Here is a 25,659-nt window from a genome sequence, read left to right as displayed (position 1 = left end):
GCGGGACAGCGGGACAACGCACGCGGACAGCCCCCCTCCTCGATGACGTCGACACATCGTAACGATGCCGTCACCCCCACGCATCCCCCGGCCGGCCCGGTCCTGCCGGGCGAGCCGGTCGGTCACCCCGGCCGGAAGATGGCCGCGCAGGGCGGCGAACCGGGCCACCATGAGGTACGACGGGTCGACCCCTGCGGCTGGCGGAACACCTTCAGTCCGGCCGACCGCGGGTCAACGTGCGGACGGGGCCGGGTCGGGGGTCAGGTGTCGAGCCAGCGGTGGATGCAGTGCAACAGGTCCTCGGCGTCCACCGGCTTGGTGACGTAGTCACTGGCCCCGGAGGTGATGCTCTTCTCCCGGTCACCGTGCATCGCCTTGGCGGTCACAGCGATGATCGGCAGGTCGGCGTAGCGCGGCATCGCCCGGATGGCGGCGGTGGCTGTGTACCCGTCCATCTCCGGCATCATCACGTCCATCAGCACCAGGTCGATGTCGTCGTGGCGCATCAGGGTCTCGATGCCCTTACGGCCGTTCTCGGCGTACACCACGTCGAGCCCGTGCAGCTCGAGGATGTTGGTCAGGGCGAAGACGTTGCGGGCGTCGTCGTCGACCACCAGGACCTTGCGCCCGGCCAGCCCGGCGACGCCGGCCCAGGGCGCGTCAACCTCCTGGGCCGGCCGGCCCAGCGGCACCACCCGCTCGGGCACGTCCACCGACAGGTGCAGGGCGATCCGCTCGCGCAGGTCGTCCAGGCTGGCGACGATCTCCAGGGGGCGACCCCCGGCCGTCGCCCGGAGCAGGGCCTCCTGCCCGGGCGCCAGCGGCCGCGCGTGGTACGCCAGCACCGGCACGCCGCCGTTCACGGCGTCGTCGTGCAGCGCCCTGAGCAGCACGGTGCCGCTGTCGTCCGGCAGGTCCAGGTGGACCACGAGGCAGCGGTGCCGGCGGCCGGCCACGGCCGCCAGCGCCGAGGGGGCGTCCAGGACGGTCGTTACCTCGACCGGTGGGAGGCCGTCGGCCAGCCCGGCCGCGACACCGTGGACCAGCATGGTCAGCAGCCCCTTGTCGTGGTGCTCGAGGACGAGGACGCGCCGCTCGTCCGCCGGGGGCGGGCCGGTCGGCAGCCCGAACGGGCCGGGCACGGTGGCGCGGTCACGCGCGACCAGGTCGGCGAGGGCGGCGAGGGACATCGGGGGGCCGGCCGGGGCCGGCACGCCGGTGGGTACGGCCGAACCGGGCACGGTGGCCGGCAGGTAGAGGGTGAACGTGCTGCCCCGCCCGAGGACGCTGCGCGCGGTGATCCGGCCGCCGAGCAGGTGGGCGATCTCCCGGCTGATCGACAGGCCCAGCCCGGTCCCGCCGTACCGGCGGCTGGTGGTGCCGTCGGCCTGCTGGAAGGCGTCGAAGATCGCGGTGAGGTGCTGCTCGGCGATGCCGATGCCGGTGTCGACGACCCGGAAGGCCAGCACCGTCTCCCCCGGCGCGAACTGCTCGGGCAGCTCTTCCGGGCGGGCCCGCTCGATGCGCAGTTCCACCCGGCCGTGCTCGGTGAACTTGACGGCGTTGGAGACGAGGTTGCGCAGCACCTGCCGCAGCCGCTGCTCGTCGGTGTGCAGCCGCTGCGGCACGTCCGGCGCGGTGCTGATCTCCAACGTCAGGCCGCGCGGCGTGGTCAGCGGGCGGAACGTGGCGTCGACGTAGTCGCGCAGCACGCCCAGCTCGAACGTCTCCGGGTTGATGTCCATCTTGCCGGCCTCCACCTTGGACAGGTCGAGGATGTCGTTGATCAGTTGGAGCAGGTCGGTGCCGGCGGAGTGGATGACGGTGGCGTACTCGACCTGCTTGGCGGTCAGGTTGCGGTTCGGGTTCTGGGCCAGCAGTTGGGCCAGGATGAGCAGCGAGTTCAGCGGGGTACGCAGCTCGTGGCTCATGTTGGCGAGGAACTCCGACTTGTACTTCGAGGCCAGCGCGAGCTGCTGGGCGCGCGCCTCCAGCTCCTGGCGGGCCTGCTCGATCTCGGAGTTCTTGGTCTCGATGTCGTGGTTCTGCCGGGCCAGCAGCGCCGCCTTGTCCTCCAGGTCCGCGTTGGAGCGCTGGAGTTCCTCGGAGCGGGCCTGGAGTTCCTCCGAGCGGGCCCGAAGCTCGGCGGCGAGGCGCTGCGACTCGGTGAGCAGCACGTCGGTCCGGGCGTTGGCGACGATGGTGTTGACGTTGACGCCGATGGTCTCCATGAGCTGGTCGAGGAAGTCCCGGTGCGCCTCGGTGAACCGGCTCATGCTGGCCAGCTCGATGACGCCGAGCACCTGGTCCTCGAACAGGATCGGGAGCACCACCAGGTGCAGCGGCGCGGCGGCGCCGAGGCTGGAGGAGACGGTGACGTAGTCGGCCGGGACGGCGTCCACCACGATCGCCCGCTTGCTCACCGCGGCCTGCCCGACGAGGGACTCGCCGAGGGCGTACCGGCGGTCGGAGGCCCGGTGGCCGTAGCCGCCGACCACCCGCAGGGTGGGGGTGTCCCCGGTCTCCTCCACCAGGAGGAAGGTGCCGAGCTGTGCGGAGACCAGCGGGGCCAGCTCGTCCATCACCAGCCCGGCGACCACCTCCAGGTCCCGGTGGCCCTGCATCAGGCCGGAGATCCGGGCGAGGTTGGTCTTCAGCCAGTCCTGCTCCTGGTTCATCCGGGTGGTCTCGCGCAGCGACTCCACCATGGAGTTGATGTTGTCCTTGAGCTCGGCCACCTCGCCGGAGGCGTCCACGGTGATCGAGCGGGTCAGGTCGCCGGTGGCCACCGCGCTGGTCACCTCGGCGATGGCCCGGACCTGCCGGGTGAGGTTGCCGGCCAACTCGTTGACGTTCTCGGTGAGCCGCTTCCAGGTGCCGGAGACGCCCTCCACCTCGGCCTGCCCGCCGAGCCGCCCCTCGCTGCCCACCTCACGGGCCACCCGGGTCACCTCGGCGGCGAACGACGACAGCTGGTCCACCATCGTGTTGATGGTCGTCTTCAGCTCCAGGATCTCGCCGCGGGCGTCGACGTCGATCTTCCGGGTCAGGTCGCCCTGGGCGACGGCGGTGGTCACCTGGGCGATGTTGCGGACCTGGCCGGTGAGGTTGTTCGCCATCGAGTTGACGTTGTCGGTGAGGTCCTTCCAGGTGCCGGCCACGTTGGGCACCCGGGCCTGGCCACCGAGCCGACCCTCCGTGCCCACCTCCCGGGCCACCCGCGTCACCTCGTCGGCGAACGCGCCGAGGGTGTCGACCATGGTGTTGATGGTCTGGGCGAGCACGGCGACCTCACCCTTGGCCTCCACCGTGATCTTGCGGCTCAGGTCGCCCTGGGCCACCGCCGTGGCGACCAGCGCGATCGAGCGCACCTGGTTGGTGAGGTTGTTCGCCATCTCGTTGACGTTGTCGGTGAGGTCCTTCCAGGTGCCGCCGACGTTGGACACCCGGGCCTGACCGCCGAGCCGACCCTCCGTGCCCACCTCCCGGGCCACCCGCGTCACCTCGTCGGCGAACGCGGAGAGCTGGTCGACCATCGTGTTGATGGTCTCCTTGAGGGCCAGGATCTCGCCCCGGGCGTCGACCCGGATCTTCTGGGTCAGGTCGCCCTTGGCCACGGCCGTGGTCACCTCGGCGATGCTGCGGACCTGGGCGGTGAGGTTGTCGGCCATGACGTTCACCGACTCGGTGAGGTCCTTCCAGGTGCCCGAGACACCCTTGACGTCGGCCTGGCCGCCGAGCCGCCCCTCTGTGCCGACCTCCCGGGCCACCCGGGTCACCTCGTCGGCGAACGACGAGAGCTGGTCCACCATCGTGTTGATGGTGTTCTTCAGCTCCAGGATCTCCCCGTGCGCGGTGACGGTGATCTTCTGCGACAGGTCGCCCCGGGCCACCGCCGTGGCCACCTGGGCGATGCTGCGCACCTGGTCGGTGAGGTTGACCGCCATCGAGTTCACCGAGTCGGTCAGGTCCCGCCACGTCCCGGCGACGCCGCTGACCTGGGCCTGGCCGCCGAGCCGACCGTCGGTGCCGACCTCCCGGGCCACCCGGGTCACCTCGTCGGCGAACGACGAGAGCTGGTCCACCATCGTGTTGATGGTGCTCTTGAGTTCGAGGATCTCACCCCGGGCGTCCACGGTGATCTTCTGCGACAGGTCGCCCCGGGCCACCGCTGTGGTGACCTGGGCGATGTTCCGCACCTGACTGGTCAGGTTGCCGGCCATGAAGTTCACCGAGTCGGTCAGGTCGCGCCAGGTGCCGGCCACCCCGGGCACCTCGGCCTGGCCGCCGAGCCGGCCCTCGCTGCCGACCTCCCGGGCCACCCGGGTCACCTCGTCGGCGAACGACGACAGCTGGTCCACCATCGTGTTGATGGTGACCTTCAGCTCCAGGATCTCGCCCCGGACATCCACGGTGATCTTCTGCGACAGGTCGCCCCGGGCCACCGCCGTGGCCACCTCGGCGATGTCGCGCACCTGGTCGGTGAGGTTCCCGGCCATGGCGTTCACCGAGTCGGTGAGGTCCTTCCAGGTGCCCGACACCCCGGGCACCTCGGCCTGGCCACCAAGTTGGCCCTCGGTGCCCACCTCACGGGCCACCCGGGTCACCTCGGAGGTGAACAGCGAGAGCTGGTCGACCATGCCGTTGAACACGGTGGCGATCTCGCCGAGCAGGCCGTCACCGTCCTCCGGCAGCCGGGTGCCGAAGTCGCCGTCGCGCACCGCGGTCAGGCCCGCCAGCAGCTGCCGCAGGCCCGGGTCGGTCACCGAACCGGCCGGACCGGGAGCCGCACCACCACGTCGTACCGCCGACCGCTCGACCATCGCAACCCCCCGGAACCGACCCGCCGGGTGAACGGCCCGACGGCGACGACAGCAAACCGGGCCAGTATGCACGGGACGGCGTGCGGGCGGTGAGCAGTGGTCCTCCGGCGGCTCAGCCCGGGCAGATTCGGGGCGGGGGCGTGGTCACCGCCCCGGGCCCGCCGGGGTGGCCAGCCGGGCGCTGACCCGGACGGTCGTGCCCCGGCCGTCGGCGCGGATCTCCAGGCCGTCGGTGAGCTGCTGGGCGAGCCACAGGCCGCGCTGGCCGACCTCGTTCGGCGCGGGGAGCGCGACCCGCACGTCGCCGAGGCCGGGGCCGTCGTCGGTGATCTCGCACGTCAGCCGGTCGCCGTCGCGGCACAGTCGCAGTTCGCCGCTGCCCCCGCCGTGCCGGACGACGTTGGCGACCAACTCGTGCACCGCCAGCACGAAGTCGTCCAGGACCACGCCGGCCAGTCCGGCCGCGCCGGCCGCGGCGACGACGGCGTGACGCAGCGCCGTCACCTGCCCGGCGGCGATGGTCTGCGCCAACAGCGTCAACTCGGTACCCGCACGGGACGCGCCGGCTTCCGAGCCGCCACCGTCACCCCCATCGCTGATCATGGCCGGGACCGTACACGGCCCGCACCCGCCCGGGGCGTACCCCTGCTGGATCTTCCGGCAGTCCGCGCTCAGCCGGCCCGGGTCGCGGGCAGCCGGGACATCAGCTGGATCTGGGCGGTCCGGGACCGTTCGATTCGGTCGGCGAGGTCACGTACCCCGGCGCCGACCGCCGCCGGCCGGTGCGCGCGGGCCAGCGCGGCCGCCCGGCGCTGGTGAGCGGTGAGCACGTCGACGAGCACGGCGTCGAACCGGTCGGCGGGCGCGGAGCGCAGCCGGGCGAGGTCCGCGTCGGCGGTCGGCGACCCGCCGGGGTGCGCGTGGTGCCCGGCGTGCCCGTCGTCGTCGCCGGGCGGGGTCGCGGCGGCCAGCCAGCGTCGCATGGTGGCCAGTTCGTCGGCCTCGGTCGCGTCGACGGCGGCGACCAGGGTGCGCAGCTCGGCGTCGGTCACCCGGCCCGTCGCCTCGGCGGCGATCACCCGGGTCCGGTCGTGGTGGGCCACCATGGCCGTCAGGAACGGCACGTCCGCCGGGTCGGGCCGGGCCGACCCGGCGGCGGGCGGAGCGCCGGTCCCGCCGGAGGGCGGAGCGGGGACGGCGGCGGGCGCGGCGCAGCCGGCGACCGCGAGGAGCGCGGCGAGCGGGAGCGCCGCGAGGCGGCGGCGCACGCCGTGGACTGCGTCGGGTCTCATGGTGCCGTGGCCTTCCGTGCTCGGCGGGTGTGGCCCGGGACCGGACCACACCCGGGGCTTGCGTGCTGGGCGGGTGTGGCCCGGGACCGGGCCACACCCGGGGCGGGTCAGAGCCGGGTCCAGAGCGCCGGCACGTTCGGCGGCTCCCAGCCGGGCAGGGCGGTGTGCGGCTGCGTGCACCGGTACGTCGCGCCGCCGTAGGTGACCTGGTCACCGGCCCGGTACGCCTGCCCGGCGGTCCAGGTGCCGGACGGGGCCGGGGTGGTCGGCGCGGGCGTGGTCGGGGTCGGCGTGGGGGTCCGCGTCGGCGACGTGGTGGGGGTGGGCGTCGGGTTGCCGCCCCCGCCGATCTGGAGGTCCACGCAGGAGTAGAAGGCGTTGGCGGTGTCGGAGATGTTCCAGATGGCGAGCAACTTCTGCCGCCCCGAGTACCCGCCCAGGTTGACGGTGTGCGAGACGGTGGCGCCCGGCTGCTGCCCGCCCCCGTTGACCACGGCGACCCGGGTGCCGCCGATCCAGTACTCCCAGTTGCTGGTGGCGTGCCGGGCGGTGTTGGTCCAGGTGAAGGTCACCGAGCTGCCGACCGAGGTGGCCGGCCAGCCCCGGGAGTCGTCGTTGAGGACGGCGAACTGGCTGATCCCGGCGTGGCAACTGCGCAGCCCTTTCGGGCCCTCGACGCTCTGCGGCTCGTACTTGATCTGGCCGCAGTCGGGCACCCGGTTCTGGGCGCAGAGCGCCTGCCGGCTCGGCGGACCGGAGATGTACCCGTGTGCCTGGGCCGGTACCGCGACGGCCAGCGAGGCGATGACGGCGCCCGCCGACGCGAGCGGAAGAACGATTGTTCGACGCATGTGAATGCTCCTTCGGATCGAAGCGGGCGTCGGCGCACCGCCGAGCTGGGGGAACGCGCCCGCTGGGGGATGCGATGAACATAAAGTAAACATTCTTAACAGTAAATACCCCGGGCGGAAAACATCCCGGGCAACCTGCGCCCGCCGCCCCGTCGCCGCCCCGCGCGGGTCGGGACGGCCGGGGCCGCCGGCCTCCGGCCACGGAAGCCGACCCGGGCCGCATTCGGCGAGGTCAGCGGCAATCCAATTCCCGCGGCGGCAGCTCATATCTCCGGTTCCGCTCGGACAAATTGCCATTGACGGCTGTTGACCGATTTGAGCACAGGCTGCAAGTCGACGGCGGCCAAAAGGCTGCTTTTCCGGTAGGGAATTCGTAGTTATCGGGGGTGGCGGGGAACCGGCTCTCCAACTCGCCGGAGGGGGCGCACGGAGGGTGACAATCGGTCGCGCGACCACAGGCCGCCCGACACGCATCTGTCCAGCCCAGGGCCCCGCCCAGGTCAGTCGACCCCACAGGGCGGCAACCGGCAGTCACGACGGGCCGCCCGCCGCCGCGCCGGGCAAGCAGATTGCAGAATGCACGGGTTGACGCGCAGCACCCCCACGACAATCATTGCTGTCACTGGACGGCGATTATCGCGATTCCGGATAGACGACGTTTTCCCACGTCAGTGGGTTTATTCGCCGCATCCTCAGAACGCGCGGTCGCCGTTGGCGTCCAGTCAGGAAATACGCCATCGGAACACCCGTCAGCAACGAGCGAGGAGCCAGCCGGTGAAGGGGAACGACGAAGCTCCCGCGCCGCCCCAGCCACTGCCGGCGGCGCGCCACGACCGACCGGAGGACCGCCTCGCCCTGCACGGCGGCGCGCCGGTCCGCCACACCCCTTGGCCCACGTACGACAAGGGCGCCGTCTTCGTCCATCCCGAGGACGAGGAGGCGGCCTGCCGGGCCGTCCGCAGCCACCTCTACTTCCGCTACGACCACCGGCCGCAGCACGAGACGGAGTGCGGCCGGTTCGAGGACGAGCTGTGCCGCTTCTTCGGCACCCGGCACGCCCTCGCGGTGTCCAGCGGCACCGCCGCCCTGGCCCTGGCCCTCATGGCCGCGCGGGTGCCCCCGGGCTCGCTGGTCGCCTGCCCCGGGTTCACCTTCGTCGCCACGCCGAGCGCCATCGTCATGGCCGGGTGCCGGCCTTTCCTGGTCGAGGTGGACCAGGATCTGCGGATGGACATCGACGACCTGCGGCGCCGCTGGGACCCCCGGATCGGCGCGATCCTCGTGGTGCACATGCGCGGCTTCGCCGCCGACGCCGAGGCGCTGGCCCGGTTCGCCACCGAGATGGGGGTGCCGCTGATCGAGGACGCGGTGCCGGCGCTGGGCGCCGAGCTCAACGGCCGCAAGCTCGGCACGTTCGGGGCCGCCGGGGCGTTCAGCACCCAGTCCGACAAGGCGCTCAACAGCGGCGAGGGCGGTTTCCTGGTCACCGACGACCGGGAACTATACGCCCGCGCGGTGGCGCTGTCCGGGGCGTACGAGGGGCGGTTGCGGCGGCACTTTCCCGACGGCGAGGCGCCGTTGACCGGCCTGGACCTGCCCCTGCTGAGCCTACGGATGGACGAGATCCGGGCCGCGCTGCTGCGCGCCGAGATGGCCCGGCTGCCGGAGCGGCTGCGGCTGTTCCACCGCAACTACGGGTACGTCGCCGCCGCGCTGGCCGACCTGCCGGGCATCGCGATCCGCCGGCCGGTCGCCCCCGGGGCGTACCTCGGTGAGGCGTTCGTGTTCCGGGTGCCCGGCGGCGACGCCGGCTGGTTCGCCCACGCGCTGTGCCGGGAGGGCGTCGACGCGCGCAACATCGGCGCCGACGACGACCTCAACGTCCGCGCGTTCTGGAACTGGCGGTTCGTGTACGACACCGACGACCTCGCCGAGATCCGGGCGATGCTCCCGCGCACCGCCGGGTACCTGCGGGAGGCGGTGGACGTGCCGCTGTCGTCCAGCCTGACCCTCGACGACTGCGACGACCTGGTGCGAGCGGTCCGCAAGGTGGCCGCCGCCGCGCCCGCCGAGCACCCCGTGGCCGCCGAGCACCCCGTGCCCGCCGGACCCGCGTCGGCCGGGCCGGCGGAGCCGGTGCGCCGATGACGGCCGCCCCGACCCGCGCCGTGCCGCGCCCGGCCCTGGTGGGCATCTTCGGCGGGCTCTTCGCCGGCTACCTCGGCCTCACCGCGGTGCTCCCGGTGCTGCCCGGGTTCCTGCGCGACCGGCACGACGCCGGGGACCTGGTGGTCGGGCTGGTCGTCACGGTGACCGCGGTGACCGCGCTGCTGGTCCGGCCGGTCGCCGGTGCGCTGGCCGACCGGTACGGCCACCGCACCGTGATGCTCACCGGCGCCCTCGTGGTGGCCGGCGGCGGGTTGCTCTACTTCCTGCCGCTCACCGTGCCGGTGCTGGTGGCGGTGCGGCTGCTGCTCGGCGCCGGCGAGGCCGCCCTGTTCACCGCCGGGGCGGTGTGGACGGTGGCGCTGGCCCCGCACCACCGCCGCGGCCAACTCATCGGCCTGTACGGGATGAGCATGTGGGGCGGCATCTCCGCCGGCACCTTCCTCGGCGCCACCCTGCAACAAATCTCCTTCACGGCGGTCTGGGCGCTCGCCGCCGCCGCTCCCCTGCTGGCCGCCGCGCTGGTGGCCATGGTCCCGGTCCAGCACCGGGACCCCGCCGCCGCACCGGCGAAGGGCGGCGGGCTGCTGCTGCGCCCGGCGCTGCTGCCCGGCACCGCGCTCGCCCTCGGCGCCGCCGGGTACGCCGGCCTGGCCGCGTTCATCGTGCTGCACCTGGACGCACGCGGGATCGGCTCCGGCGTGGTGGTGCTGAGCTGCTTCAGCGCCGTGTACGCGCTCACCCGCCTGGTCATCGGCCACCTGCCGGACAAGCTCGGCCCGCGCCGGGTGGCGGCCTGGTCGGCGGCCGGCGAGGCGGTCGGCCTGGTGATCATCGCGATGGCCCCGAACCTGCCCGTCGCCGTGGCCGGCGGCGTGGTCACCGGCGTCGGGTTCTCCCTGCTGCACCCGTCGCTGGCGCTGATGGTGATGAACCGGGCCGAACCGGCCCGGCAGGGGGCGGCGATCGGGGCGTACACCTCGTTCTGGGACCTGGGGCTGGCCGTGTGGGGGCCGGTGACCGGCCTGGTCGCGGCGACCCTCGACTACCCCGCCGTGTTCGGCGTCGGCGCGGCCTGCGCCGTCGCGGCGGCGGTGCTGGCGGCGTGGATCGGCCGGCCGGCGGCCGGTCCCGGCACCGCCCGACCCGCAGGACGAGAGACGGAGGCCCGCGCGGCATGAGCGACCTGACCGTCCTGTGCGTCACCGGCTGGTGCCGCAACGGCAGCACCATCATCGGCAACGTGCTCAACGAGGTGCCCGGCTTCTTCCACGTCGGCGAGCTGCACTTCCTGTGGGGGAACTCCACCGGCCGGGGCGTCAACGACCTGTGCGGCTGCGGCGTCCCGCTGACCGCCTGCGACATCTGGTCGCGGGTGCTGCCGGTCGGCCGCCCGGCGGGGATGTCGCCGGACGCTCACGCCGCCGCGGTGATCGGCCGCCAGCGGTCCCGGGTACGCACCCGGCACACCTGGCGGGTGCTGCGCCGGGGCCTGTACGACGACGAGATCCGCGCGCACGCCGACCTGATGGGCGAGGTCTACCGGGCCGCCGCCGAGCGCACCGGAGCGCACACCATCGTGGACACCACGAAGATCCCCGGCGAGGCCGCGCTGCTGCCGTACGTCGCGGGGATCACCCCGTACTACGTGCACCTGGTCCGCGACCCGCGCGCGGTGGCGCACTCCTGGCGGGAGCCGAAGCAGTACGTCTACGCGATGTCGGCGGCGCGCAGCACCGCGTACTGGCAGGGGTTCAACCTGGCCTCGGCGGCGATCACCCGGCGCTTTCCCGAGCGGTCGACGCTGCTGCGCTACGAGTCGTTCACCGCCGACCCGGCCGGCACCGTCGACGCGCTGCTGCGGCTCTGCGGGGCCGACCCGGCCGGCAACCCGGTGCGCGGACGGACCGTCGACCTGCACACGAACCACACGGTGACCGGCAACCCGGACCGGTTCCGCACCGGGGTCACCGTCATCCGGGACCGCGACGACTCCTGGCGGCGCAGCCTGCCGCGGGCCGACCGGTTGGCCGCCACGGCCCTGGCCCAGCCCCTGTTCGCCCGGTACGGCTACCGGTCGGAGCCGGCCGGGGCGAACCGGCTGTCACCAACCAACGGATCAGAGAGGTAGGAAGCGTGGATCTGGGGCTGAAGGGACGAGTGGTCCTCGTCGCGGGCGGGTCCAGCGGGATCGGGCTGGCCTGCGCGAAGGAGTTCGCCGCCGAAGGCGCGCACGTGGCGATCTGCGGCCGCGACCCGGACCGGCTCGCCGCCGCCGAGCGGGAGCTGACCGGGGTCGCCGCCGGCCGGGTCAGCGCCACCAGCGTGGACGTCACCGACACCGACGCGGCCCGCCGCTGGGTGGACGGGGTGGCCGCCGACCTCGGCGGGGCGCACGTCCTGCTGGTCAGCGGCGGCAGCCCGCCCATCGGCACGGCGGCGCTGTTCGACGTGGACGACTACCGGGCCGCCGTCGACAAGGTGCTGTTCCCGGCGGTCGGGCTGGCCCTCGCGGCGCTGCCGCACCTGCGCGCCGCCGGCTGGGGGCGGCTGCTCTTCGTCGCCTCGGAGACCGCGAGCGTGCCGATCAGCCCGCTGGTGCTCTCCGGGGTGACCCGGGCCGCCCTGGTCCGCTTCGCCCAGGGCCTCGCCGTCGAGGTGGCCGGCGACGGGATCACCGTCAACGTCCTCGCCCCCGGCAGCGTGCGCACCCCACCGATGGAACGGGCCGCCGCGCGGCTGGCCGGCGACGGCGACGTCGAGGAACGGCTCGCGACCATGGGGCACCACAGCGCGCTGGGCCGGCTGGGCCGCCCCGAGGAGATCGCCGCCATGGCCGCTTTCCTGGCCAGCGAGCGGGCCTCCTTCGTCACCGCGGGCGTGCACCTGCTCGACGGCGGCGCCAGCGTCACCGGCCCGGAGCTGCCACACATGACCGGCGTCCGCAAGGACACCTACGCCTGACCCTTCCCCGGACCGGTGGCGGCGACGCCGGCCGGCGGCACAGCACGAAGGAGTGCGTGATGTCCACGACCAGCCCCACCTTCACCGAGCGGGACGTCTCCGAGTTCTTCGACGAGACCACCCAGACGTACCTCAGCTTCTGGGACAGCGAGGGCGTCCTGCACACCGGCTACTTCGCCGACGACGCCGACACGGACTACCACGGCGCCGCCGACCGGACCTCGGACCTGCTCGCCACCGAGGCGGGCATCGACGCCGGCTCGACGGTGCTGGACGTGGGTTGCGGCTGCGGCAACTTCCTGCTGCGGCTGGCCGGGCAGACCGGCTGCCGGGGTGAGGGCCTGGACCTGAGCATCGAGCGGGTCCGGTTCGCCCAGGCCAAGCTCGCCGAGCGGCCGGCGCCGGGGATCACCTTCCGGCACGGCTCGGCCACCGCCCTGCCGTACTCCCCGGGCAGCTTCAGTCACGTGGTCAGCCAGGACGCGCTCTTCCTGGTGCCGGAGAAGCCGCGCAGCCACGCCGAGATGCACCGGGTGCTCGCCCCCGGCGGGATCCTCGCGATCACCGACTTCCTCCAGCCCACCACTGAGATCGGCGAGGCCGCCCGCCGGCACGTCTACGACCGGGTGCGGTGGAGCGGCGGCTACTCCCTCGACGGGTACGCCGAGGCGCTCACCGACGCCGGCTTCGAGGTGCTGGTCGCCCGCAACCTCGATGAGCACATCCGGCAGACGTACCGGGTGCTCGGCGAGACCGCCCGGGAGCGGGCCGCCAACACCGACGACCCGGCCGCCCGGGAGTGGATCCTCGGCTTCGCCGCGTCCTGCAAGGAGATCCAGGCGGCGATCGACCGGGGCGAGTTCGGTTGGGGGATGTTCGTCGCTCGCAAGCCCGCCGCCGCCCGGTGACCGACGGCCTGCGGCACCCCCACCGCCCAGTGACCTGACCCGTGCGACACCCCGCCGCGCGGTACCGACCCGACCCGAAGGTGTGAACCCCCATGCAACGAACCGACGTCATCAAGCGGACGATCGCCGAGGTCGTGGCGGACCGCAAAACGCAGCTGTCGCCGGGGCAGGTGTTCGCCGACGCCTTCGCCAAGGGGGGCTTCGACACCCGCGTCGACTACGACGTCACCATCACCGACTCGCTGACCAGCTCCCGGCGTAAGCCGCGTTACCCGTCGCGGAACGTGCTGAAGGTGGTGGACCTGTCCCGGGATCCGCAGGACTTCTACTGGCACGAGAGCCCAGCCCGCGCGGGCGACCCGGCGGTCGACGGCGCCGACCTGCGCCGGGAGGCGGCCAACCACTTCCACCTCTCCCCCATCCCGCCGCTGTACACCACGAAGGCGTGGGCGCAGGTGCCGGACGGGCTGTGGGACGACCCGACGAGCTTCGCGGAGTTCATCAACTACCGCCTCGTCGTGCGGCTGTGCACCGCCGAGAACGTCACCATCCTGCGCGGCGAGGGTGGGCTGCTGACCATGCCGGACATCTCCCGGATCACCGACCCGGGCCCATTCGGTTCCACCATCCTCTCCGCCTGCAACGAGGTGGAGCAGAACGGCAGCACCGCAGACGGGCTGATCATCAACCCGGCGGACTACTACCGGCTGCTCGGCTCCGGCACCCTGATGCGCGACATCGAGGAGAACGGGGTCTTCATCGTCCGGACCCGGCTGGTCGACCCGGGCACCGCGATCGTCGGCGACTTCGGCCACGGGGCGCTGCTCCTCGACGCGGGCCGCTCGATGATCTCCTTCGCCGAGCCGCCGCCCGGCACGTTCGCCGAGCCGGGGGTGGCGCTGACCGCCGAAATCTACGAGCGGGTGGTGCTCAACCTGCCCACCTGCTTCTACATCGTGAGCGTGTAGGGCCCGGCGATGTCGACGACGCCCGCGCCACGCCCGCCCGGCGACGACCCCGACGTGGTGGTCGTCGGCGCGGGCATCGTCGGCCTCTTCTGCGCCTGGTTCCTGGCCCGGGACGGTCACCGGGTCACCGTCGTCGACCGGGGTGAGGTCGGCGACCCGGCGGCCTGCTCCTCTGGCAACACCGGCTTCGTCGGCACCCAGGGCTCCGCGCCGCTCGCGGAGCCCGGCGTGCCGGCCAAGGGGCTGCGCTACCTGCTGAACCCGGAGAGCCCGTTCCACATCCGGCCCCGCTGGGACCCGGCCCTGCTCGCCTGGCTCTGGCACTTCCGCCGGCTCTGCACCGAGACCGACGCCCGGGCCGCCTTCGACATCCTGCTGTCGCTCAAGCAGCGCAGCCTGGCCATCCTGCACGAGGTGTGCGCGGCGGGCCCGCTCGCCGACACCCTCACCGCCCAGGGCATGCTGCTGGCCTGCAAGACCCCGGAGGGCTTCGACCAGGCCCGCCGCTCGGTGCCGGCGGCCGTCGCCCGGGGGGTGCCGCTGCGGGTGCTCGAACCCGGCGAGCTGGCCCGCCTCGAACCGGACGTCGAGTTCGACGTGGCCGGCGCGCTGCTCAACGCCGAGGGCGCCGCGCTGCGCATCCCGGCGTTCCTCGTCGAGTTCGCCCGGATGCTACGGAAGATGGGCGTGGACATCCGCACCCGCACCGAGGTCCTCGACTTCGAGGTGGCCGGCGACCGGGTCCGGGCCGTGCGTACCAGCCGGGGGGACCTGCGCCCGGCCGAGGTGGTCATCGCCGCCGGGATCTGGTCCGTGGCCTGTGCCCGCAAGCTCGGCCTCGACCTGATGCTCCAGCCGGCGAAGGGCTACGCGGTGACCGTCGCCGCCCCGGAGACTCCGCCCCGGCTGCCGATCCTGCTCAGCGAGGGCAAGGTCGCCGTCATGCCGCTCGGTGACCGGCTGCGCCTCGCCGGCACCCTGGAGCTGACCGGGATGGACACCTCCGTCTCACCTCGCCGGGTCGACGGCATCGTGCGCACCGTCCGGTCGTACCTGCCGGGGCTGGACACCGACCGGCGGGTGCAGGTGTGGAGCGGGTTGCGCCCCTGCACCCCGGACAGCCTGCCGCTGCTCGGCCGCGCCGGGGCGTACCGCAACGTCTGTGTCGCCGCCGGGCACGGCCACATCGGGATGGGCCTGGCGCCGGCCGGCGGGCGGCTGATCGCCCAGCTCGTCGGCGGCGTCCGCCCGGAGCTGGACCTGTCACCCTTCGCCGTGGACCGCTGGCGGCGCCGCTTCCCGCGCCGCCGCCCGACCCCTGGGAGTACGCGATGACCGCCGCGCCGATCGGGATCCTCTGCCTGAACACCTCGTTCGAGAAGGTCCCCGGGCACATCCGCAACCCGACCACCTTCGACTTCCCGGTGATCTACCGGGTGATCGAGGGGGCGACGCCGCAGCGGCTGGTCCGGGAGGCCGACCCGACCCTGCTGGAGCCGGTGGTCGCGGCGGCGAAGGAACTGCAGGCCGCCGGGGCCGCCGGGATCACCGGCGCGTGCGGCTTCCTGGTGCTCTTCCAGGCCGAACTGGCCGTCGCCCTCTCGGTGTCGATCTGGGCGTCCAGCCTGGTCCAGCTCCCGATGGTGTACCGGATGGTCGGGCGACCGGTCGGGCTGCTGGTCGCCGACGAGGCCGCGCTGACCCCGCGCCACCTCGCCGCGATCGGCGCCGAGTCGGTGCCGGTGCGGGTCACCGGCATGGCCGACCAGCCGGAGTTCCGCGAGGTGATGATGGAGGGCCGCCGCGACGACCTCGACACGGACCGGCTCGGACGGGAGGTGCTCGACCGGGTCGACCGGCTCGCCGAGGCCCACCCGGACCTCGGCGCGCTGGTCATCGAGTGCACCGATCTGGTGCCGTACGCGCACGCGATCCAGGCCCGGCTGGGGCTGCCGGTCTTCGACATCGTCACGCTCACGAACATGGTGCACGCCACCCTCACCCGCCACCCATACCCCCGCCACCCCTGACCCGCCCCCACCCCCCACCCCGCACCCGCGCGCCCCGCACCCGCGCGCTCTTTCACGGAAAGAGTGGTCATTCCGGCCGGGATAGCCACTCTTTCCGTGAAAGAGCGGGAGAGCGAGCGCCGGGGCGGGGACGGCGCGCACGGGCGGGGGCGGGGGGTCAGGGGCGGCGGGCGTACGGGGCGATGGGGTTGGCCAGGGTGCCGGCGAACTGGAGCGCCGCCGACGGGTCGGACAGGTCCACCATCTGCTCGTTGTTGCGCAGCTGGAGCCGGTTGAGGCAGGAGTGCGTGAACTCCGGGGCGAACAGGTCGTAGCGGCGCAGCCGGTCGGCCAGGTGCGGGACGCGGTCGGCGTAGTCGCACGCGCAGTCCGCGACCGCCCGCCAGAACTCCTCCTCGGTGAGCAGCCCCGCGTCGGTGAACACCACGTTGAGGTGGCGCAGGAAGCAGGAGAACACGTCGGTGAAGATCGACAGCAGCTTCTCGTCGTCGGGGATGTCAGCCCGGACGCGGCGCACCGCCTCGGGCAGGTCGGCGTCCGGGTCCATCACCACGATCTCCTCGGCGATGTCCTTGAAGATCGCCCGCTGCACCGCCCCGTCGCGCAGCACCAGGATGACGTTCTCGCCGTGCGGCATGAACGCCAGGTCGTACGCGTACAGGGAGTGCAGCAGCGGGAGGAGGTACGCGTCGAGGTACCGGCGCAGCCAGACCCCCGCCGGCAGGCCCGACTCGGCGACCAGCGCGGCGGCGAACGACCTGCCGGCCGAGTCGACGTGCAGCAGCGACGCCATGGTGGCCAGCCGCCGCCCCGGCTCCAGACCGGGGACGGGGCTCTCCCGCCACAGCGCCGCCAGCATCTTCCGGTACGGGGAGTACCGGTCGGTGGCCGCCTCGAACCGGCGGTTGCGGTACCCGATCGCGGCCCGCTCCCGGATGATCGTCAGCCCGGTGGCCCGGAGCACCTCGTCGCGCTCGATCAGGTCGGCGAGCCAGTCGTTGATGGCCGGGGTGGCCTCCATGTACGCCGCCGACAGCCCCCGGATGAAGCCCATGTTCAGCACGGACAGCGCGGTCTTGACGTAGTGCCGTTCGGGGCGGGTGACGTTGAAGAAGGTGCGCACGGACTGCTGGGGAAGGTACTCGTCCGGGCCGGGGCCGACCAGGACGAGGCGACGCTCGGCCACGTCGGCGGCGAAGGTGACGGCGAGCCGGTTCCACCACTGCCACGGGTGCACGGGGATGAACAGGTAGTCGGCCGGGTCGAGGCCGAGCCCGGTCAGCGTGGCGGCGAAGCCGGCCAGCGCGTCGTCGCCCAGCTCGTCGCGCAGCAGGGCGTCGGCGTCGGTGTCGGTGGAGCAGGTGAAGGTGGTGTGGTCGCGGTGCGCGGCCAGCCAGAGCAGCCGCACCGGCCGGCCGACCTCCGGGGCGTACCGGTGGTACTCGTCGATGCCGAAGCCGATCCGGCCGTTGTTGGCGACGAAGCCCGGGTGGCCCTCGGTCATCCGGGTCTCGATGGTCTGGAAGTCGGCGCGGGCCAGCTCGGCGGCGCCGATCTCCGGCCGGTCCAGCTTGTACGCCCACCCAGCCAGGGTGGAGGTGATCTCCTCCAGGTACACGGGCAGCACCCGGTCGGTGAGGCCGAGCGCGCCGCGCAGCTCCACGCACAGGTCGAGGGCGTCCAGGGGCAGCTCCGCGCCGTCGCGGCGGCGGGTGATGCTGTCCGGGTCGATCCGCCAGTGGTCGAGGGCGAGCCGGCGGGCGGCGAACCGGTAGGTCACGGCGCCGTCGTCGCTGGCCACCTCGTACTCCCCCGGCTCGCCGGGGGCGGCGACGCCGCCGAGGGGCTGGGGGGTGAGCAGCCGCTCGTGGGCGAACTCGGCGAGCGCCTTGCGGACCAGCAGCCGGTTGGCCCGCGCCCAGGTGTCGGGGGTGAGGTGGGCGACGGCGTCCTGGGGGTCCACGGTGGTCTGTCCTTCGCTGCTGGTCGGGGCCGGGCCGGTGGCGGCGGCGAACTGGGCGCGGGTGCAGAAGCTGAGCAGGGCCGTCTTGGTGGGCACGGCGAGGGGCCCGGCGGGGACGAAGCCGACGGCGGCGTTCAGCGCGTGCACGGCCGTGTTGCGCACGTCCGGCTCGACCACCACCCGGCGGTGCGCCGGGTCGGCGAACAGCCAGTCCATGACGGTGGTGATGACGGCCCGGGTGAAGCCGGAGACCGGGGCGTCGGCGGGCGCGCAGAGGAAGTGCATGCCCACGTCGCCGGGGCGGGCCGGGTAGCGGCCGGCCAGCTCGACGCGCGCCGGGTCGTACCGCTCGACGAGGAAGGCCGGCTCGCCCCGCCACAGCCCGACGAACGCGTCGTGGTGCTCGTCGGCGGCGATGCGCGCGTACTCGGCGGCGACCCGGGCCACGTCGGCGTCGGCCATCAGCCAGAACGCGGCCTTCGGATGGGTCACCCAGGAGTGCAGCAGCGCGGCGTCGGCGACCGGGTCGAGGGTACGCAGGGCGAAGTCACCCAGCCGGGGGTCGGTGCGGGTGTGCACGACCTCGGTCACGCACCCACCCCCTGCCGGCACGCCGAACTCCTGGAACGCGATCCGCCGCTCGACCGGGTAGTGCTCGCGGCCGAGCAGCTCACGGATGATCACGGCGTTGCGGTACGGGCCCATGCCCAGGTCGGGCGAGGTGACGCTGTGGGTGTGGGTGCCGGCGTTCTGGAGGAACACCCGGCCGGCGTGGTCGACGCTGTAGTCGCGGCCCACGTCGAACCGGCCGTGGGTGTCGAAGCGCAGCAGGTGACGCACCGGGTCGAGGAAGTCCGGCACCGCGTAGCGGTACCCGGTGGCCAGCACCAGGCCCTCGGTGGCCAGGGAGAACTCCCCCTCCTGCTCGACGTGGCGCAGCCCGAGGGTGTACTCGCCGGTGGCCGGGTCGTGCCGGGCGCTGGTCACCTCGGTGTTGGTGAGCAGCCGGGTGTCCACCGGCCCGGGCACGCTCTTGGCGTAGAGCAGGTCGTAGATCTCGTTGATCAGGTCGGCGTCGATGCCCTTGAACAGCCCCTTCTGCTCGGCCTCCAGCCGGTAGCGGGTGGGCTCGGGCAGGGCGTGGAAGTAGTCGACGTAGTCGGGGGAGGTCATCTCCAGGGTGAGCTTGGTGTATTCCAGGGGGAAGAACCGGGGCGAGCGGGTGACCCAGTTCAGCCGGTAGCCGTACGTGTCGATGTCGCCGAGCAGGTCGTGGTAGATCTCGGCGGCGCTCTGCCCGGAGCCGACCACGGTGACGCTGTCCTTCTCCCGCAGGGCGGCCCGGTTCTCCAGGTACGCCGAGGAGTGCACCACGTCGCCGTCGAGCCCGGCGCAGGCGGCCGGGACGTGCGGCGGGGTGCCGGTGCCGAGCACCAGGTACCGGGCCCGGTGGGTGACGGTCTCCCCGGTGGCCGTGACGGTCACGTGCACGGTGTACAGGTCGTCGGCCTCGTGGGTGACGGCGGTGACCCGGTGGCCGAAGCGCACCCCGGCCAGCTTCGCCGCCGCCCACCGGCAGTACGCGTTGTACTCGCTGCGCAGCGGGTGGAACCGCTCGCGGATGTAGAACTGGTACAGCCGCCCGGACTCCTTGAGCCAGTTCAGGAAGGAGTACGGCGAGGTGGGGTCGGCGAGGGTGACCAGGTCGGCCAGGAACGGGGTCTGCAACCGGACGGCCTCCAGCAGCATCCCGGGGTGCCAGTCGAAGGAGTCCCGGGCCTCCAGGAACAGGCAGTCCAGGTCGGTCAGCGGCTCGGTGAGGCAGGCCAGGCCCAGGTTGTACGGGCCGAGCCCGACGGCGATGACGTCGTGGGTGGACATGGGTTCGCTTTCTGCGCGGGGTCGGGGGGTGGGCACGTTCGCGGTCAGCCGACGGGGCAGGGGGTGACGGCGGTGGCCCGCTCGTGCGCGTACCGGCCGGCGTGCTCGGCGATGAGGTCGACGACGTGCGCCACGTCGTCCAGCGTGGTCTCGGGATTGAGCAGGGTGAACTTCAGGTACTGCCGGCCGTCGACCTTGGTGCCGGCGACGACGGCCGCGCCGGAGGCGGCGAGGGCCGCGCGGGCGTACCGGTTGGCGTCGTCGGCCAGCACCGCCGCCGGCCCGGTGGGCAGGTAGCGGAACACCACGGTGCTCAGCGCGGACCGGGTGACCACCTCGAAGCGGGGGTCGCCGGCGAGCAGCCGCCACGCCCCGTCGGCCCGGTCGATCACCTCGTCGAAGAGCGCGCCGACCGCGTCGGGGCCCATCATCCGCAGGGTTAGCCAGAGCTTCAGCGCGTCGAACCGGCGGGTGGTCTGGAGGCTCTTGTCGACCTGGTTGGGCAGCTGCTCCCCCGTCGCCCGGGGGGCCGGGTTGAGGTAGTCGGCGTGGTAGGTGGCGTGCCGCAGCGCCTCGCCGTCGCGGACCAGCAGGGCGCTGGAGGAGACCGGCTGGAAGAACGACTTGTGGTAGTCGACGGTCACCGAGTCGGCGCGTTCGATGCCGGCGAGCAGGTGCCGCCGGGTGGGCGAGACCAGCAGCCCGCAGCCGTACGCGGCGTCGACGTGCAGCCGTACCCCGGCGGCGGCGCACCGGTCGGCGATGGCGTCGAGGGGGTCGATGGAGCCGAAGTCGGTGGTGCCGGCGGTGGCGACGACCGCCATCACGGTGAGCCCGTCGGCGTGGCAGCGGGCCAGCTCCGCGTGCAGGGCGTCGGGGCACATCCGGCGGTCGGCGTCGGTGGGCAGGGCGATCACCGCGTCGGCGTCGAGGCCGAGCAGGCTGGCCGACTTCTGCACGCTGAAGTGGCCGGCGCCGGAGGCGATCACCCGCAGCCGGGGCAGCAGCTCACGGCGGGGCATCGCGGTGCGGGCGCACGCCTCCTCCCGGGCCAGCAGCAGTGCCTGGAGGTTGGACAGGGTGCCACCGCTGGTGAACACGCCGTCGGCGGCGGGGCCGAGGCCGATCCGCTGGGCCGTCCAGTCGATCAGGCGGCGCTCGATGAGGGTGCCGCCGGCGCTCTGGTCCCAGGTGTCCAGGGAGGAGTTCACGGCGGTGAGCACGGCCTCGCCGAGCAGCGCGGGGATCACCACCGGGCAGTTGAGGTGGGCCAGGTAGCGGGGGTGGTGGAAGTAGACCGCGTCGCGCAGGTACACGTCCTCCAGCTCGTCGAGGGCGGCGGCCGGGTCGGCGAGTGGGCGGTCCAGGTCGACGGCGGCGACGGTCGGCGCGAGCGCGGCCGGGGTGACGCCGGTGAACGGGCGGTCGGTGTTGGCGATCCGGGCGCTGACCCGGTCGATCCCCTCGGCCAGCACCCGCCGGTACTGCTCGGCGGTGCCGTTGGTCAACAGGTGGGCGCGGGGGCCCGCCGGAGTGCCGGTGGCGGGCGGCACGTCCGGAGCGGGACGACCCGGGATGCTCATGCGGTTCCTCGACGGTCGGTGGGGCTCGGGGCCGGCGGTGGGGCGGGGGCGGTCGGTGACCCCGGCGGGTGGGGCGCTCGCGGCCACGGTCGGGCGGTCGGTGACCCCGGCGGGTGGGGCGCTCGCGGCCACGGTCAGGCCACCGCGGCGGCGGGGGCCTCGCCGCGCAGGGCGTCCTCGGACATGCCGCACCGCCAGTAGCCGGAGAAGGCCACCCGGCGGCGGTCGGTGCCGCGCTCCTGCACGAGGTGGCGGCGCAGGCCACGGACCGTGGCGGACTCCCCGGCGAGCCACGCGTACGGGACGACGCCGGGCAGCCGGGCCGCGCGGACGGTGTCGCGCAGCAGGCCGGAGCCGGGCGGGGTGGTGCCCCGGACCAGCCAGGTCACCTCGACCCCGGGCGGGGCGGGCAGGTCCTGGATGTCGGCGACGTGCGGGACCTCGATCCAGGCGCGGGCGCGGGTCCCGGCGGGCAGCCACTCCAGGATGGCGCCGACGGCCGGCAGCGCGGTCTCGTCGGCGGCGAGCAGCATCCAGTCGGCGTCGACGGGCGGCCGGAAGCAGACGGCGCGGTTGTCGGCGACGGTCGGGCCGAGCAGCATCACCTGGTCGCCGGGGCGGGCCCGGCCGGCCCACCGGGAGGCGGGGCCGGTGTCGCCGTGGCCGACGAAGTCGATGTCGACCTCGCCGGCCTCGGGGCGCTGGGCGCGGACGGTGTACGAGCGCATCACCGCACGGACGGCCGGGTCGAGGGCCCGCCACCGGCCGAACCAGTCGTCGCCGGCGTCGACCGGCACCACGGGGGCGCTCTGCCCGGGGTGGGGCAGGAAGAGGTTGACGCTCTGGTCGCGCCCGCCACCGGCGAAGGCGGTGAGCTGCGGGCCGCCGAGGGTGATCCGGGTCATGGTCGGGCCGAGGCGGCGGGCGCGCACGACCCGCGCCTCGTAGAACCGGAACCGGGTGGCGACCGGGTCGAGTGTGACGCTGGCCAACTCAGCTCACCTTCTTGGCGGCGGCGATCGCCTTGGCGAGGTTCTCCAGCAGCGGGGCCGCGCCGGCGTACGAGAAGCGCGGCACGGCGTCCCACGGGGTGACCTGGTTGGCCTTGACCGCCGGGAGCTGGGCCCAGGTGGGCTTCTTGGCCATGTCGGCCGGTTGCAGGGCGGTGGTGCGGTTGTCCAGCAGGATCAGGTCGGCCGGGAACTTGCCGGCGTTCTCCCAGCTGAGGGCCTCGAAGTAGTCGCCCTGTTCCAGCTTGGTCGGCACCACGATGTCGACGCCCAGCTCGGCGAAGTACATCAGGTCGGTGCTGACCTTCGGGTTGGACGCGTAGAACAGGTCGGGGCTGCCGGAGGCCGCGAGCACCTTGATCCCGGGGTTGGCCTTGACCGCCTGCCGGACGGACTCGGCGGCGGCCTCGAACCGGGCCTTGGCGTCGGTGACCTTCTTCGCCTTCAGGTCGGCGCCGAGGGACGCGGCCAGCTCGGCGTACCGCTCGATCGGGCGGTTCATCGGCACCCGGGCGGTCTTGATCGCGACGGTGGGGGCCAGGCCGAGGATCTTGTCGCGGCTCTCGTCGGGGACGTACCAGAAGGCGCCCGGGTCGTACATGTGGGTGACCAGCAGCTCGGGGTTGAGCGCGGCGTACTTCTCGATGCTGAACTCGCCCCAGGCGTTGCCGAGCACGGCCACCTTGCCCACGTCGAGGTCGCCGGCCTGCGGCTCCTTCGACCCGTCGGCGCGGGTGGTCTCGCCGAAGACCCCGACGAGCTGGGCGTCGAGTCCGAAGTCGACCAGGGCGGCGGCGACGCCGGTGAAGGCGACGACGCGCTTCGGGGTGGCGTCCCGGGTGACCTTCTCGGGCCGGTCGTCGGTGAACGACCAGGGGCCGCTTCCGGCGGCCGGCGAGGAGGCTTCGTCGTCCTTGCCGCCGCAGCCGCCGAGCAGGGCGCCGATGGCGAGCGCGCCGCCGGCGGAGAGCAGGCCGCGGCGGGTCAGACGCGGACGGGACACGGGTACGGGCATGACGACTTCTTTCCACTCCGGGGTGGTCTGATGACCAAGTGCGAGGTTAAGTTACCCTAACCTAAGTCCTTGTCAACAGCGTCGTCGGTCGATTCCTACCCACACAGGAGCTTGCACTGTCCGTCATCGACTCGTCGCCGACCGCCCTCGCTCCGCCGTCGACGCCCCCACCCCCGCCGCCCCGCCGCGGCCGGCCCGCGGCCCGCCTGGCCGGGCTGCTGGCCGCGTTCCTGCTGCTGGCGGCCGTGGCCACGATCAGCCTCGCGGTCGGCGCGAAGCAGCTCACCCTCGCCGAGGCCTGGCAGGGGCTGTGGGACGCCGACTCCCCCGCGCACGCCGTGGTGCGGCAGATGCGGCTGCCACGCACCCTGCTCGGCCTGATCGCCGGCGCGGCGCTCGGGGTGGCGGGCGCGATCATGCAGGCGGTCACCCGCAACCCCCTCGCCGACCCCGGGCTGCTCGGCATCAACGCCGGCGCGTCGGCGGCCGTGGCCACCGCCGCCGCGTTCCTCGGCGTCACCGGCGTCGACGGGTACGTCTGGTTCGCCCTGGCCGGCGCGGCGGCCGTCACCGCCCTCGTGTACGCCGTCGGCGGCGGCCGGGGCGCCACCCCGGCCCGGCTGGCCCTCGCGGGGGCGGCGCTCAACGCGGCCCTCTACTCGTACGTCAGCGCGGTGATGCTCCTCGACGCGGCCTCGCTGGAGAAGATGCGGTTCTGGACCGTCGGCTCGCTGGCCAGCGCCGACCTGGCGACCGTGGTCCGGGTGCTGCCGTTCGCGGCGGCCGGGCTGGTGATCGCCCTCGCCACGGCCCGGCCGCTCAACGCCCTCGCGCTCGGCGACGACCAGGCGCGGGCCCTGGGCGCCCGGCCCGCCGCGACCCGGGCGGCCGTCGTCGTCGCGGTGACCCTGCTCTGCGGCGCCGCCACGGCCGCCTGCGGGCCGCTGGTCTTCGTCGGGCTGCTCGTGCCGCACCTGGTCCGCGCCCTGACCGGGCCGGACCTGCGCTGGCTGCTGCCGGCCTGCGCGCTGCTGGCCCCGGTGCTGCTGCTCGGCGCCGACGTGGCCGGCCGGGTGCTCGGCCGCCCCGGCGAGATCCAGGTGGGCATCATGACCGCCGTGCTCGGCGGCCCGCTCTTCCTGCACCTCGTCACCCGCACCCGGGCGGTGCGGTCGTGACCGTCGTACGGGTACGCCACTGGTCGGTGCGGTTCCGGGCCCGGGCCCTGCTCGTCGGCCTCGGCTGCGCGCTGGCCGCGCTGGCCCTGGGCGTGCTGTCGATCGGCGGCGGCGACTACCCCATGGGCCCCGCCGACGTGCTGCGCACCCTCACCGGGGGCGGCACCCCGGCCGAGAACTTCATCATCGGCGAGCTGCGGCTGCCCCGGCTGGTCACCGCCCTGCTGGTCGGGGCCGCCCTCGCCCTGGGCGGCGCGGTGTTGCAGGCCCTCGTGCGCAACCCGCTCGGCAGCCCCGACATCCTCGGCGTCACCCAGGGCGCGGCCACCGGCGCACTCGTCGTGGTGGTGGTCGGCGGCAGCACCCTCGCCCTGGCCGGCGCGGCCGTGGTCGGCGGCCTGGCCACCGGCCTGCTGCTGTGGGCGGTGGCCTGGGCGCGCGGCGCGCACGGCCACCGGCTGATCCTTGCCGGCATCGGCGTCGCCGCGATCCTCACCGGCGTCAACGGCTGGCTGCTGACCCGGGCGCAGCTCATGGACGCCGCCCGCGCCGTCCTGTGGCTCACCGGCAGCCTCGACGGGCGCGGCTGGGCGCAGGCCGTCCCGCTCGCCGGCACCCTGGCGGTACTGGTCCCGGTGGTGCTGTTCGGCTGCGGGCCGGCGCTGCGGATGACCGAGCTGGGCGACGACACCTCCGCCGCGCTCGGCGTACCGGTGCGGGCTCTGCGCACGGTGCTGCTGGTCGCGGCGGTGCTGCTGGTCTCCGTCGCCGCCGCCGCGGCCGGGCCGGTCAACTTCGTCGCGCTCACCGCGCCGCACCTGACCCGCCGGCTGACCCGCGCGCCCGGTCCGAACCTGGCCGCCGCCATGGCGCTCGGCGCGGCGATGCTGGTCGCCGCCGACCTGGTCGCCCAGCGCGCCTTCACCGGGCACCAGCTCCCCGTCGGCGTGGTCACCGGCGCACTCGGCGGCGGCTACCTGGTGTGGCTGCTGGCCACGGAACGCAAGGCGGGCCGGCTGTGACCGGC

The 25,659-nt window shown here is 73.8% G+C and carries 18 protein-coding genes; 10 read left to right on the top strand and 8 right to left on the bottom strand.

Annotated features, from left to right (window positions below; genetic code table 11):
- Positions 1–260: 260 nt before the first annotated feature.
- From OG559_RS25640 to OG559_RS25625, 4 genes are all read right to left on the bottom strand, one after another.
- Positions 261–4,823 (bottom strand): HAMP domain-containing protein, encoded by a 4,563-nt coding sequence (locus tag OG559_RS25640; RefSeq protein WP_405108060.1) that lies wholly within the window; start codon positions 4,821–4,823, stop codon positions 261–263.
- 144 nt (positions 4,824–4,967) lie between these two features.
- Entirely contained in the window at positions 4,968–5,426 is a 459-nt protein-coding gene (locus tag OG559_RS25635) for an ATP-binding protein (RefSeq protein WP_405108057.1), read from the bottom strand.
- A gap of 68 nt (positions 5,427–5,494) precedes the next feature.
- Positions 5,495–6,115: a DUF305 domain-containing protein gene (locus OG559_RS25630; protein ID WP_405108054.1), complete on the bottom strand. Its 621-nt coding sequence runs from the start codon at positions 6,113–6,115 to the stop codon at positions 5,495–5,497.
- Positions 6,116–6,222: 107 nt separating this feature from the next.
- Positions 6,223–6,966, bottom strand: a complete 744-nt coding sequence (locus OG559_RS25625) for a lytic polysaccharide monooxygenase (protein ID WP_405108051.1) — start codon at positions 6,964–6,966, stop codon at positions 6,223–6,225.
- A 774-nt stretch (positions 6,967–7,740) separates the two neighbouring features.
- On the opposite strand from OG559_RS25625, the gene OG559_RS25620 reads away from it, so the two are divergent.
- The 8 genes from OG559_RS25620 (at position 7,741) to OG559_RS25585 (ending at position 16,002) form a co-directional block, all read left to right on the top strand.
- Positions 7,741–9,114, top strand: coding sequence for a DegT/DnrJ/EryC1/StrS family aminotransferase (locus OG559_RS25620; protein ID WP_405108048.1), 1,374 nt, complete (start codon positions 7,741–7,743; stop codon positions 9,112–9,114).
- Positions 9,111–10,313, top strand: coding sequence for an MFS transporter (locus tag OG559_RS25615; RefSeq protein WP_405108045.1), 1,203 nt, complete (start codon positions 9,111–9,113; stop codon positions 10,311–10,313). Before OG559_RS25620 ends, OG559_RS25615 begins: the two co-directional genes overlap by 4 nt.
- Entirely contained in the window at positions 10,310–11,263 is a 954-nt protein-coding gene (locus tag OG559_RS25610; RefSeq protein WP_405108042.1) for a sulfotransferase, read from the top strand. The genes OG559_RS25615 and OG559_RS25610 overlap by 4 nt, the downstream gene beginning before the upstream one ends.
- Before the next feature lie 5 nt (positions 11,264–11,268).
- A complete protein-coding gene (locus tag OG559_RS25605; protein ID WP_405096656.1) occupies positions 11,269–12,096 on the top strand; it encodes an SDR family NAD(P)-dependent oxidoreductase in 828 nt (275 codons plus the stop codon).
- Between the two features lie 59 nt (positions 12,097–12,155).
- Positions 12,156–13,004: an SAM-dependent methyltransferase gene (locus OG559_RS25600; protein ID WP_405108039.1), complete on the top strand. Its 849-nt coding sequence runs from the start codon at positions 12,156–12,158 to the stop codon at positions 13,002–13,004.
- A gap of 92 nt (positions 13,005–13,096) precedes the next feature.
- A complete protein-coding gene (locus OG559_RS25595; RefSeq protein ID WP_405096660.1) occupies positions 13,097–13,972 on the top strand; it encodes a family 3 encapsulin nanocompartment shell protein in 876 nt (291 codons plus the stop codon).
- 9 nt (positions 13,973–13,981) lie between these two features.
- On the top strand, positions 13,982–15,307 hold the full coding sequence (locus OG559_RS25590; protein WP_405108036.1) for an NAD(P)/FAD-dependent oxidoreductase: 1,326 nt from the start codon (positions 13,982–13,984) through the stop codon (positions 15,305–15,307).
- A complete protein-coding gene (locus OG559_RS25585) occupies positions 15,304–16,002 on the top strand; it encodes an aspartate/glutamate racemase family protein (protein WP_405108033.1) in 699 nt (232 codons plus the stop codon). The genes OG559_RS25590 and OG559_RS25585 overlap by 4 nt, the downstream gene beginning before the upstream one ends.
- Before the next feature lie 157 nt (positions 16,003–16,159).
- Here the strand turns inward: OG559_RS25585 and OG559_RS25580 are convergent, their stop codons facing one another.
- The 4 genes from OG559_RS25580 to OG559_RS25565 all read right to left on the bottom strand — a co-directional run bounded on the left by OG559_RS25580 (position 16,160) and on the right by OG559_RS25565 (position 23,454).
- Positions 16,160–19,846 (bottom strand): GNAT family N-acetyltransferase, encoded by a 3,687-nt coding sequence (locus OG559_RS25580; protein ID WP_405108030.1) that lies wholly within the window; start codon positions 19,844–19,846, stop codon positions 16,160–16,162.
- A 44-nt stretch (positions 19,847–19,890) separates the two neighbouring features.
- A complete protein-coding gene (locus OG559_RS25575) occupies positions 19,891–21,429 on the bottom strand; it encodes a pyridoxal phosphate-dependent decarboxylase family protein (protein ID WP_405108027.1) in 1,539 nt (512 codons plus the stop codon).
- A 134-nt stretch (positions 21,430–21,563) separates the two neighbouring features.
- Positions 21,564–22,421 carry a siderophore-interacting protein gene (locus tag OG559_RS25570; RefSeq protein WP_405108024.1) on the bottom strand — a complete coding sequence of 286 codons (858 nt, stop codon included), beginning with the start codon at positions 22,419–22,421 and terminating at the stop codon, positions 21,564–21,566.
- Between the two features lies 1 nt (position 22,422).
- Positions 22,423–23,454: an ABC transporter substrate-binding protein gene (locus OG559_RS25565; protein WP_405108021.1), complete on the bottom strand. Its 1,032-nt coding sequence runs from the start codon at positions 23,452–23,454 to the stop codon at positions 22,423–22,425.
- A gap of 116 nt (positions 23,455–23,570) precedes the next feature.
- On the opposite strand from OG559_RS25565, the gene OG559_RS25560 reads away from it, so the two are divergent.
- Together OG559_RS25560 and OG559_RS25555 are read left to right on the top strand one after the other, a co-directional pair.
- Positions 23,571–24,632 carry a FecCD family ABC transporter permease gene (locus OG559_RS25560; protein ID WP_396673056.1) on the top strand — a complete coding sequence of 354 codons (1,062 nt, stop codon included), beginning with the start codon at positions 23,571–23,573 and terminating at the stop codon, positions 24,630–24,632.
- The gene (locus tag OG559_RS25555; RefSeq protein WP_405108018.1) at positions 24,629–25,654 is read left to right on the top strand and encodes a FecCD family ABC transporter permease; all 1,026 of its coding nucleotides are present in this window, start codon (positions 24,629–24,631) and stop codon (positions 25,652–25,654) included. The genes OG559_RS25560 and OG559_RS25555 overlap by 4 nt, the downstream gene beginning before the upstream one ends.
- Positions 25,655–25,659: the final 5 nt, after the last annotated feature.

Source organism: Micromonospora sp. NBC_01405 (assembly GCF_045040155.1).
Taxonomy (GTDB): Bacteria; Actinomycetota; Actinomycetes; order Mycobacteriales; family Micromonosporaceae; genus Micromonospora.
The sequence above is the reverse complement of the archived record's forward strand: the minus strand, read 5'-3'. Positions and strand labels throughout refer to the sequence as shown.

Coding starts and splice junctions, on each gene's coding strand:
- OG559_RS25580 (WP_405108030.1), bottom strand. CDS start 19,846: ATGTCCACCCACGACGTCATCGCCGTCGGGCTCGGCCCGTACAACCTG.
- OG559_RS25635 (WP_405108057.1), bottom strand. CDS start 5,426: ATGATCAGCGATGGGGGTGACGGTGGCGGCTCGGAAGCCGGCGCGTCC.
- OG559_RS25625 (WP_405108051.1), bottom strand. CDS start 6,966: ATGCGTCGAACAATCGTTCTTCCGCTCGCGTCGGCGGGCGCCGTCATC.
- OG559_RS25615 (WP_405108045.1), top strand. CDS start 9,111: ATGACGGCCGCCCCGACCCGCGCCGTGCCGCGCCCGGCCCTGGTGGGC.
- OG559_RS25610 (WP_405108042.1), top strand. CDS start 10,310: ATGAGCGACCTGACCGTCCTGTGCGTCACCGGCTGGTGCCGCAACGGC.
- OG559_RS25590 (WP_405108036.1), top strand. CDS start 13,982: ATGTCGACGACGCCCGCGCCACGCCCGCCCGGCGACGACCCCGACGTG.
- OG559_RS25565 (WP_405108021.1), bottom strand. CDS start 23,454: ATGCCCGTACCCGTGTCCCGTCCGCGTCTGACCCGCCGCGGCCTGCTC.
- OG559_RS25585 (WP_405108033.1), top strand. CDS start 15,304: ATGACCGCCGCGCCGATCGGGATCCTCTGCCTGAACACCTCGTTCGAG.
- OG559_RS25595 (WP_405096660.1), top strand. CDS start 13,097: ATGCAACGAACCGACGTCATCAAGCGGACGATCGCCGAGGTCGTGGCG.
- OG559_RS25575 (WP_405108027.1), bottom strand. CDS start 21,429: ATGAGCATCCCGGGTCGTCCCGCTCCGGACGTGCCGCCCGCCACCGGC.
- OG559_RS25600 (WP_405108039.1), top strand. CDS start 12,156: ATGTCCACGACCAGCCCCACCTTCACCGAGCGGGACGTCTCCGAGTTC.
- OG559_RS25640 (WP_405108060.1), bottom strand. CDS start 4,823: ATGGTCGAGCGGTCGGCGGTACGACGTGGTGGTGCGGCTCCCGGTCCG.
- OG559_RS25630 (WP_405108054.1), bottom strand. CDS start 6,115: ATGAGACCCGACGCAGTCCACGGCGTGCGCCGCCGCCTCGCGGCGCTC.